Origin of the sequence: Flavobacterium araucananum (genome assembly GCF_002222055.1) — a bacterium.
In the GTDB taxonomy this organism is placed as follows: domain Bacteria; phylum Bacteroidota; class Bacteroidia; order Flavobacteriales; family Flavobacteriaceae; genus Flavobacterium; species Flavobacterium araucananum.
On sequence record NZ_MUGS01000024.1, the window covers coordinates 1 to 963 of the forward strand.

The window sequence follows — 963 nt, forward strand, 5'->3', positions numbered from 1 at the left end:
ATCCTAAAAAGAACCTATGAGTCCGGCGATAAACACGATACCTATTATGTCTATGATACATACGGAAACCTGACCTATGTAATTCCTCCAAAAGTTGCCGGTGCCATTAGCGAAGAGGTTTTAAATGGGCTATGTTACCAGTACAAATACGACGATCGTAACCGTCTGGTCGAGAAAAAATTACCCGGAAAACAATGGGAATTTATTGTTTACGATAAACTTGACAGACCTGTAGCAACAGGACCTGCATTTTCGCCCTTTAAAGACGAAAGTGCCCAAGGCTGGCTCATTACCAAATATGATGCTTTTAGCCGTCCTGTTTATACCGGATGGTACGATCAATCGTCGAATGCTGTCATACGAAAATCATTGCAGGATACCCAAAATGCAGCAAAGACTCTATTTGAAAAAAAAGAAACCTCAGGAACGATAGATCAAATTGCAGTAAATTATAGTAATGCAAATGCGCCAACTAATTTTAAGCTCTTAACAGTTACCTATTACGATACTTATGATTATCCCGATGCGCCCGTTATACCCACAACTATCGAAGGTCAACCTGTTTTAGCCAATACAAAAGGTATGACTACAGGAAACTGGACCAGAGTAGCAACAACAGCATTAGCCACGATAGGAGAAACGACCACAACCGTTTATGATGATATAAAAGGACGACCAATACGCATTAATCTTAAAAATCATTTAGGAGGGTATACCCTTACAGACAGTAAACTTGACTTTTCGGGCAAAGCCCTTTATACAATTACCAGACACAAACGAACTTTAGGAGACAATGAGCTTGTGGTAAGAGAAGATTTTACCTATACGCCGCAAGATCGTTTGCTAAGCCATACACATCAAATCAACGGAGGAATTGTGCAGCTATTAACATCAAACAACTATGATGCATTAGGGCAATTAGAAAGCAAGAATGTTGGGGATACAGGAGGAAACAGCAGACAA

General features: G+C 40.0%; 1 pseudogene. It reads left to right on the forward strand.

The annotated features are described in order from the left end of the window. Window positions 1-963, forward strand: a pseudogene (locus B0A64_RS25175) (DUF6443 domain-containing protein); the annotation flags it as partial.